Here is a 9,122-nt window from a genome sequence, read left to right on the forward strand (position 1 = left end):
AGTGGACACGCAATGGGTCGCGTCATCACGATTGCGCCCGTGCAACTCGGACCGGTCCGGTTCCGCGCCGCGCGCAGCTCGGCGCGGTGGTCGAACTCATGCTTGCCCCCATGGAGCAGGCGTCGCGGTTCGGGCGGCCCTGGTCGTGTTTTCGGAATTGGCGTTGACCTCGTTCCTCCCACGCTGGGCCATCGACGACGATGCGCTGCTCGAGGTCTTCTTCGAGACCTCGATGCCCAGTCAGGAAACCCAGCCACTGTTCGATGTGGCACGTCGGCTTCGGATGGGGTTGTGCCTGGGCTACGGCGAACTCGCCCACGAGGGCGGCCAACGCCGGCGCTTTAACAGTTCGGCCCTGATCGGACCCGATGGCGGCTCGATCGACGGCTACCGCAAGTTGCAACTGCCAGGCGACCGCGAGCCCTAGCCGGGCTTCGAGCACCAACACCTCGAGAAGCGCTACCCTTAAGCGGCAATGGCTAGCGAGCCGCGGTTGCGATGTGCCTGTGGATCGAAGGGCGGCCCGGGCACGCCTAACGCAGTGTCTCCATCAACCGCATCAACAACTGGGTGCGAGGGACGATGCTGCTGATGTAGAGTCGCTCTTCCAGCGTGTGTCCCCCATCGCCGTCAACGCCCAGGCCATCGAGCGTGGGGGCGATGGCGGCGGTGTAGTTGCCGTCGCTGCCGCCACCGGTCTTCAGGTCGATCAGATCGAATCCGATCTCGGCCGCCAGCGCCTTGGCGTGTTCGTACAGTGCCGCGATCTCAGGTGTCTTCTCGTAACCGGGCCGGTTGATGCCGCCCTCGATGGTCAGCGTGACACCTTGCAAGTGGGGCCTGAGGCCTCGAATGCGACGCACGATTTCCTCCCCGATCTCGGGATTTGGCATGCGTACGTCCACTTCCACCGTTGCCGTGTCGGGCACCACGTTGGACCGTGTGCCGCCCTTGATCAGACCCACGCTGACAGTGAGTTCACGAGCGTAGTCGGTCATCTTCTCCAAGGCCAGCACCTGATGGGCAATCTCGTGGATGGCATTGCGACCGAGGTGATGTTCGACGCCGGCGTGCGCTGCCACACCATGGGCCGTTACCGTGAAGCCGGCGATGCCCTTGCGGGCGGTCACGATCTTGCCGCCCGAGCGCGCTGGCTCGGTGACCAGTACAAACTTCGCGCGCCGCGCTTCGCGCACGATGTGTTCGCGCGAAGTGTCGCTGCCCATCTCCTCGTCGCTGACCATCAGATGCCGCACCGGCAGGTGCGTCTTCAGGCCTTCGCGCGCAATCTGTCGCAAGGCGGCCAACGCCAGATAGGTGCCGCCCTTCATGTCCTCGGCGCCCGGCCCGTAGGCGCGGTCGCCCTCGATGCGGAACGGCAAAGGGCCGGCCAAGGTACCGATTGGATGCACGGTATCAATGTGGCTCAGAATCAGCACCCCTTTGCCCTCGGCGGCCTGCGCAGGGCAGTGGCGGTCATCTATGGCCAGCAGGTGGTCGCCGAACCCGTCGCGACCGGCAATGCGCTCCACCCGCACGCCAATGGCTTCGTAGTCGGCCTGCACACGCGCCGCCATGCGGGCCATGCCCGTAGGGTCATCGGTCGGGCTCTCGATTTCGATCCAAGCCCGAATTCCGGCCAATATTTCGTCCACATTAAGTTGTTGAGTAGCAGGCATTTGAAGTTTATCCATTTGTAAAAAAGGTAGGCGATCGCATCATGTGGATAGTATAATAACCATATGTTCAATTTGCTGCCCTCATTCGACCATTGCGGCCCGGGATTCGAGGACGATGGACCCAACCCCACATACGCAACTGACCTGCCTGGCGAAGGCAGCTTGCCTGCGGCCGCGTTGCAACCCGTACCCACCATGCCATGAGGTCCGCACGCGAGATTATTGACGGCTGCCTGGTCTGGGACAACCACGGGTGCATGCCGCTACGGCCGATTGACACCAGTTTCTTGCCGCAGCTTGCCCGCTACCGTGCAGCAGGGTTTGACCATGTCTCACTGAACATCGGCTTCGGCGACGACGGTATCGAACAGCACGTGCGAATGATTGCCAGCTTGCGCGAATGGCTGGCACAGCGTGCTGAGGAGTTCGTTCTGGTGCGAACGGTGGGTGACATCGAGCTGGCAAGGGCGAGCGGTCGGCTGGCCGTGAGCTTTGACATCGAAGGCGCCAATGCCGTCGCCGATCAGATCAGCCTGGTTCAGCTCTATTTCGACCTGGGTGTGCGCTGGATGCTGCTGGCCTACAACCGCAACAACGCTGCGGCCGGGGGCTGCCAGGACGACGACTGCGGCCTCACTGACTTTGGCCGTAGCCTGATCGACGAGATGACGCGCGTGGGCATGGTGGTGTGCTGCAGTCACCTGGGCGAGCGCAGCGCGCGCGAGGTGCTGGCCTATGCGCCCGGGCCCGTCATCTTCTCGCACTCCAACCCGAGTGCCGTTCGGCCGCATCCGCGCAACATTTCAGACGCCCTGATGCGGACTTGCGCGGCCAAAGGCGGTGTGGTCGGCATCAATGGCGTGGGGCCATTCCTGGGAGAAAACGACATCCGCAGCGAGACGTTCGTGCGCCACCTTGACCATGCCGTGCAACTGATTGGTCCCCAGCATGTGGCGCTGGGTCTGGACTATGTGTTCGACCAGGCTGAAGTTGACGCAGGCATGGCCGCCATGAAGGATACGTTCCCCCCCGAACTGGGTTACGGCAACGGCATGAGTTTCGTTCGCCCGGAACAGCTGGAGGAGATCGTCACGGGGCTGTTGCACCTAGGTTATGCCGTGGACGATCTGCGCGCCATCCTGGGTGGCAACCTGATGCGCGTCGCCCAGCAGGTCTGGAAGGTACCCGCATGACATGCAGCTGGTTCGTCATCGTTTGCCATCCACACCGGCGGTTTGCCGGAAACTGTGTGCGCAAAGCTATTCGTGCGGCAGGCCTAAGTCCTACCGGGCCCATCGCAATTTGCTCGGCTCACTTTGATGTCTGAACAAATACCACAGCGCAAGCACTACTCTGCCTGGAACCTCTTGGCGGCCGCCAGGCATGGCCATGCCGACTGGGCCCCTGCTTGGCGCGATGCCGAGCCCAAACCGAGCTACGACGTCATCGTCGTCGGCGGCGGCGGCCACGGCCTGGCCACGGCCTACTACCTAGCGAAGAACCATGGCATCACGAATGTGGCCGTGCTCGAAGCGGGCTGGATCGGCGGTGGCAATACCGGGCGCAACACCACCATCGTGCGGTCGAACTACCTCTACCCCGAGAGTGCGCGGCTGTACGACTTCTCGGTGCGGCAGTATGAGCAGCTGGCGCAGGAGCTTAACTTCAACATCATGTTCAGCCAGCGTGGGGTGCTGACGCTCGCGCATTCGCGCCACGACATGGATTCGCAGGCGCGCTGGGCCAATGCGATGCTGTGCAATGGCGTGGATGCCGAGTTGCTCGATGCCGCGCAGGTGCGCACGCTCGAGCCCCGCCTGAACTTCGGTTCCGAAGCGCGCTATCCCATCCTGGGCGGATTCATACAGCGGCGTGGCGGCGCGGTAAGGCACGACGCGGTGGCCTGGGGTTACGCCCGCGGCGCCTCGGCCCTCGGCGTGGACATCGTGCAGAACTGTGCTGTCACCGGTTTCCTCAAGCAGGGCGACAGCGTGGTCGGAGTGACGACAAACCGTGGCGACATCCGTGCCGAGAAGGTGGCACTGGCGGTGGCTGGACACTCATCGGTGCTGGCCGGCATGGCTGGTTTCCAGCTGCCCGTTACCAGCTACGCGCTTCAGGCCATGGTGAGTGAGCCGGTCAAACCGGTGCTCAACACCGTCACCATGTCACCGGCGCTGGGTGCCTACTGGAGCCAGAGCGACAAGGGCGAAGTCGTTATCGGCGGAGCGCTCGACCATTTCCCCTCGTATGCGCAGCGCGGCAGCTTTGCCATCCTGCAGCAGGTGATTGCGGCGACGGTAGAGATGTTCCCCACGCTGGAGCGCCTGCGCCTGTTGCGCCAATGGGCCGGCATCGTGGACGTGGTGCAGGACAGCAGCCCGATCATCGGCGCCACGCCGGTGTCCGGTCTGTACATCAATTGCGGATGGGGCACCGGCGGCTTCAAAGCCATCCCGGTGGGCGGCTGGACTCTGGCCCATGTGCTGGCCACCGGGCGCAACCACGAATTGGCCGAACCCTTCCAATTGAACCGTTTTCACACCGGCCGGCTCATAGATGAAGCCGCTGCTTCTGGTATCGCACACTAAGTTGACAAGATCATGATGCAACTGAACTGTCCCTTCTGCGGGCCGCGCCCGGAGAACGAATTTCACTGTGGTGGCACGACTGGTATCGTGCGGCCCTCGCTGGAGTGTGATGACGAAACTTGGGGTGCCTATTTGTACTTTCGCGCCAACCCCAAGGGGGCCCACGCAGAGCGCTGGCGCCATACCTACGGCTGCCGCCAATGGTTCAATATTTTGCGAGACACCGTCACCCACGAGATAACGGCTGTTTACGGGATCACAGAAGTGTGTCCATCAAGGTCATCATGAGCGGCTACCGACTTCCCGCTCCCCATGGCGCCTGGATCGACAGGAACAAACCTCTGCGATTGCAGTTCAATGGGCGCGATGTGCATGGCTTTGCCGGCGACACCGTGGCTTCCGCAATGCTTGCCCAGGGAATCAAGCAGGTGGGCCGCAGCTTCAAGCTGCACCGGCCGCGTGGCATCTTCAGCTGCGGGGTGGAAGAACCCACGGGCCTGCTTGACATCGGCCTGGGCGGCGCACGCACACCCAACACGCGGGCCACCGACATTGCTGCAAGCGAAGATCTGCAAACCTTTACAGGCAACGCCTGGCCCAGCTTGGACTTCGATCTGGCGGCGCTCACACAGCGCTTCGCCGCGTTGCTGCCAGCGGGCTTTTACTACAAGACCTTCATGTGGCCGCACTGGCATTGGTTCGAACCCACCATCCGGCGCATGGCTGGTCTGGGTGTGGCCGCCGACGCCCACGACCCCGACCGGTACGACCAGGTCACTCGCCGGATCGAGGTACTCGTTGTCGGAGCAGGCGCTGCCGGGATTCAAGCAGCGCTGTCTGCCGCGCGTAGCGGCCGGCAGGTGCTGCTGCTAGAAGGTGCGGCCCAACTAGAACCAACGTCGGCCGCCCGATTGCCCGAGCTGCTGCAGGTTGGCGTCGAAGTGCAAACCCACTGCACCGTTTTCGGCCTGTACGACCATTTGATGGCAGCGGCGGTGCAGCCTGTCGGTGGCAATGTGCGCGAGCGTCTGTGGAAACTGCGTGCGGATCGCATTATCCTGGCCACCGGCGCATTCGAGCGGCCGATGCTGTTTCCCGACAACGACCGCCCTGGCGTTATGCTGGCTGGTGCTGTGGGGCGTTATGCCTCGCACTACGGTGTGGCCTGTGGGCGCCGGGTGGTCATCGCGACAGCCTGCGACAGCGGCTACGACACGGCTCGCACGCTGATTGCCAATGGCGTCAACGTCGCCGCCATCGTGGATCACCGCACTTCTGCTGCTGCCCAAGAGCCTGCCGGTGTACCCGTGTTTCGCGGCAGCGCCATCGTCGCCGTAGAGGGCCAGCGCGCGGTGCGACGAATTGTTGTGGCAGGCCAGGACGGCGGCGCCGTGCAGCGGCTGGACGCCGACTGCGTCGCCAGTGCCGGCGGTTGGGCGCCCGCCGTCCATCTCTACTCGATGGCAGGCGGAAAGCTGCGCTGGGTGGACGAGTCGGCAATGTTCGTGCCCGAGCGGGTGTTAGACGGCATTGCTTCGGTGGGCGCTTGCGCCGGTGTCTTTGATGCAGAGCATGCGCTGGAGCACGCGGATGCGGTGGGCCGAGGTGAGGCATTGACGCCGCAGGTCGGTGGCCTCGGGCGGGTGGCTGAGAACAACAGCCCTTCCGCTGCAGCCTTGGCAGCCGCGGGGCGCAAGCCTGCAAAGATGTTTGTCGACCTGCAAAATGATGTCACCGCAGCCGATGTGGCCCTGGCCGCACGCGAGAACTACCGCTCGGTGGAGCACCTCAAGCGCTACACAACGACGGGCATGGCCACCGACCAAGGTAAGACCAGCAATGTCAATGCGCTGGTGCTGATGGGCGCGATGACCCAGAGAACGCCTGGCCAGGTGGGCACCACCAAATTCCGCCCGCCCTTCAAACCAGTGACACTCGGCACACTGGCCGCCGGTCGGTCTGGCAGCCGTTATAGGCCACTCAAGCGCATGCCGGGCCACGCGTGGCATGAGGCACACCAACCTCTCTGGGAAGAATTCGGCGGCTGGCAGCGCCCTGCCGCCTACTTGCAACATGGCGAATCACTCACCGCGGCGGCCGAACGCGAGGCGCTACAAGTGCGCACTCATGTTGGTCTGTTCGAAGCATCACCGTTGGGCAAGATTGAAATCTATGGGCCAGACGCTGCGAGTTTTCTCGACCTGATGTACGTCGGCACAATGTCCACGCTGGCTATCGGCCAAGCTCGCTACGGCCTCCTTTTGCGGGAAGACGGTGTGATTTTTGACGACGGCATCGTCGCGCGCCTCGGTGAACACCACTTCTGGGTCAACACCACTTCGGGAGGCGCTGAGCGCGTCGCCCTTGCTTTCGAGGAATGGCTGCAGTGTGAATTTGTACACCACCGCGTCATGGTCACGCCTGTCACCTCGAACTGGGGCAATGTCACCGTAGCCGGACCCCGGTCGTGGGCGCTCCTTCAGGCAGCTGGCTTCGATCACGCGCTGGCACCCGCGGCGATGAAACATATGACCTTGCACGAAGTGCGCTATGGCGGCATCTTGATGCGGGTCTTGCGCGCGAGCTATAGCGGCGAGCTCGGCTACGAAATCAACCTCCCGGCGCTGCAAACCCAGTCCTTGCTTGAACGCCTGTGGCAGGTTGGGCAGGACTTTGGCGTGTTGCCCTATGGTATCGAAGCATTGATGATTCTCCGCACAGAAAAGGGTTATCTGCACTTGGGCGCTGACACCGATGGCACAACCTTCCCTGGCGACGTCGGTCTTGACCGCGGCATTGTTAAGAAAACCGCCAACTTCGTCGGCCGGCGCTCGCTGCTGCGGCCGGTCGCAACCGACGCAGACCGTATGCAATTGGTCGGCTTGCTGCCTCGGGACCGCCGAACCCACCTGCCCGTTGGCGCCCACGTGACGTCAACTGCTCCACCAGCACCAATTGAGGGCTTCGTCACGTCAAGTGTCTTCAGCCCCGTTCTTGGGCATCCCGTCGCTCTGGCCATGCTCAAACGCGGCAGCAAACGCCTTGGCGAGCACATCACCCTGTATCACCTTGGCCAGCCGATCGATGCCGAGGTGGTGAAGACGCCCTTCTTCGACGCCGCCGGTGAACGCCAACATGGATGAATCACTAACAGGGTCGCCCGCGGCCTACCGAGAACTTGATGAGCTGTTGCCTTTGACAGTGGATTCCACGACCCTGCGCGTTGTTGAGGGTTTGCGGGTGATGTGCCTGCGCTATCTTGAACATGGGGTCCAATCCGTCGAGTCAGCGCTGCTGCATCTGAACCTTAAAGCTTTGCCACAGCCGGACACGTGCGCCGGCCCTGATCCATGGCAGGTTTGGATAAACCCGACTGAAAGCTTGGTCCTCACCACGCAAAGTGCAGTCGCCGACAGCCTGCTCAATGCATTGCAGCCAGGCCGCGACATGTTGGCCTGCGCCTTGGATCAATCTGCAGGCTGCCTTGTGCTTGAGTTGACGGGGCGGCATGTTGATGGTGTTTTGACGCGACTGATGGAGGCCTCTGCGAATCCTCAGATTGGCGGACAGTCGACTCGTGTGCGGTTGATGGACATAAGCGCAACCCTCATTCGCATAGATCCGAATCGTGTTTTCCTTGCGGTCGACCGACCTCAGGGCCTCTATGCGTTCCAATGGATTGCATACGTTCTGGACACGGTGGCCGAGCCTCGCTTGTCTAAACCATAAAAGTATAAAAATGAGTTTCGCCACTTCAGACACTGATGGCTCGATCCGTCATGTAGCAGCCAATAAGTTTGGCCGATCGAGAAAATTGGATGCGACGATGCGCTGCCTACTGAAGACTTCACCGAAATTTCCCCTAGAGACACGGCCTAATTTCCGAGAGTACCCGCAGGAAAAGATGATCGAACGCGCTCGCTACATCTTTGCTCAACTTTTTAGTCGCCAAAGAGATTGAATCTGTTTGGATTCACCACAAAAAAGTCGCATCTTGAGCGGCCCATCCGAGTGCAAAAGAAGCTTGAGTTTCATTTAATAAAGGAGATCGTCATGGAGAAAAAAATTAACGCGTGGATACATACTTGGGCCTTGGCACTCGGATTGGTATTTGCTTCAGTGGCCGGCATTTCAACCAATGCGCTCGCCCAATCTACTGCGCCGGGAACAGCGGCGTCACAGACCGCGCAAGTGGCACCACCAAAGGCTGAAGCGCCGCCTGCCGCCGACAACCCCTATGGCATGGCGGCGGTCTGGAGAGCTTCGGACTCTGTTGCAAAAGGCGTGCTGTTGATCCTGGTCATCATGAGCATGGGCAGTTGGTACATCCTGGCTGTCAAGGTTCTTGAGCAGCGCAAGGTGGCTCGCTTGGGTCTTGAAGCAGCCGAGAAGTTCTGGAGTGCTGGCACAGTTGCCCAGGGAGCGGCTGCCTTGACCCAGGACAGTCCCTATCAGTTCATTGCGGCTTCTGGCGTGGAAGCCACCAAAAAGCACGGTGGACTTGTGAGCCATATTCCCCTGGCGGACTGGATCAGCATGAGCATGCAGCGCGCCGTTGACCGAGTCAACCGCGAAATGCAAAGCGGCCTGTCCTTTTTGGCCACCGTCGGTTCGGTTTCTCCCTTCGTCGGTCTGTTTGGCACCGTCTGGGGCATCTACCACGCGCTGTCGGCCATTGGTATTTCCGGCCAGGCCTCCATCGACAAGGTGGCAGGCCCCGTGGGCGAGGCCTTGATCATGACCGCCATCGGCCTGGCCGTTGCCGTCCCCGCCGTGTTGGGCTACAACTGGCTGGTCAATCGCAACAAAGATGTCATGGATGACGTGCGCAGCTTTGGCCATGATTTGAATG

Annotated in this window: 8 protein-coding genes; 7 read left to right on the top strand and 1 reads right to left on the bottom strand. The window is 61.8% G+C overall.

The window, feature by feature from the left end:
* Position 1: 1 nt before the first annotated feature.
* Positions 2-427: a nitrilase-related carbon-nitrogen hydrolase gene (locus B9Z49_RS22400; RefSeq protein WP_108354217.1), complete on the top strand. Its 426-nt coding sequence runs from the start codon at positions 2-4 to the stop codon at positions 425-427.
* Between the two features lie 106 nt (positions 428-533).
* On the opposite strand, the gene B9Z49_RS14895 is transcribed toward B9Z49_RS22400, so the two are convergent.
* Positions 534-1,679: a M20 family metallopeptidase gene (locus B9Z49_RS14895; protein WP_108354218.1), complete on the bottom strand. Its 1,146-nt coding sequence runs from the start codon at positions 1,677-1,679 to the stop codon at positions 534-536.
* 200 nt (positions 1,680-1,879) lie between these two features.
* On the opposite strand from B9Z49_RS14895, the gene B9Z49_RS14900 reads away from it, so the two are divergent.
* The 6 genes from B9Z49_RS14900 to B9Z49_RS14925 form a co-directional block, all read left to right on the top strand.
* On the top strand, positions 1,880-2,872 hold the full coding sequence (locus B9Z49_RS14900) for a dipeptidase (RefSeq protein WP_108354219.1): 993 nt from the start codon (positions 1,880-1,882) through the stop codon (positions 2,870-2,872).
* 126 nt (positions 2,873-2,998) lie between these two features.
* Positions 2,999-4,270, top strand: coding sequence for a sarcosine oxidase subunit beta family protein (locus tag B9Z49_RS14905; protein WP_108354220.1), 1,272 nt, complete (start codon positions 2,999-3,001; stop codon positions 4,268-4,270).
* Between the two features lie 15 nt (positions 4,271-4,285).
* Positions 4,286-4,558 (top strand): sarcosine oxidase subunit delta, encoded by a 273-nt coding sequence (locus tag B9Z49_RS14910; protein WP_233254646.1) that lies wholly within the window; start codon positions 4,286-4,288, stop codon positions 4,556-4,558.
* Entirely contained in the window at positions 4,537-7,413 is a 2,877-nt protein-coding gene (locus B9Z49_RS14915; RefSeq protein ID WP_158273513.1) for a 2Fe-2S iron-sulfur cluster-binding protein, read from the top strand. The genes B9Z49_RS14910 and B9Z49_RS14915 overlap by 22 nt, the downstream gene beginning before the upstream one ends.
* A complete protein-coding gene (locus B9Z49_RS14920; RefSeq protein WP_158273514.1) occupies positions 7,394-7,999 on the top strand; it encodes a hypothetical protein in 606 nt (201 codons plus the stop codon). The genes B9Z49_RS14915 and B9Z49_RS14920 overlap by 20 nt, the downstream gene beginning before the upstream one ends.
* A gap of 324 nt (positions 8,000-8,323) precedes the next feature.
* Positions 8,324-9,122 (top strand): MotA/TolQ/ExbB proton channel family protein (locus B9Z49_RS14925; RefSeq protein ID WP_108354223.1); only part of this gene is annotated, 799 nt, incomplete at its 3' end.

The organism is Limnohabitans sp. 2KL-51, from assembly GCF_003063645.1.
Taxonomy (GTDB): Bacteria; Pseudomonadota; Gammaproteobacteria; order Burkholderiales; family Burkholderiaceae_C; genus Limnohabitans_A.

What these genes read in the sequence shown, in the direction of transcription:
- B9Z49_RS14910 (WP_233254646.1), top strand. Translation starts at nt 4,286, where the DNA reads ATGCAACTGAACTGTCCCTTCTGCGGGCCGCGCCCGGAGAACGAATTT.
- B9Z49_RS14895 (WP_108354218.1), bottom strand. Translation starts at nt 1,679, where the DNA reads ATGCCTGCTACTCAACAACTTAATGTGGACGAAATATTGGCCGGAATT.
- B9Z49_RS14905 (WP_108354220.1), top strand. Translation starts at nt 2,999, where the DNA reads ATGTCTGAACAAATACCACAGCGCAAGCACTACTCTGCCTGGAACCTC.
- B9Z49_RS14900 (WP_108354219.1), top strand. Translation starts at nt 1,880, where the DNA reads ATGAGGTCCGCACGCGAGATTATTGACGGCTGCCTGGTCTGGGACAAC.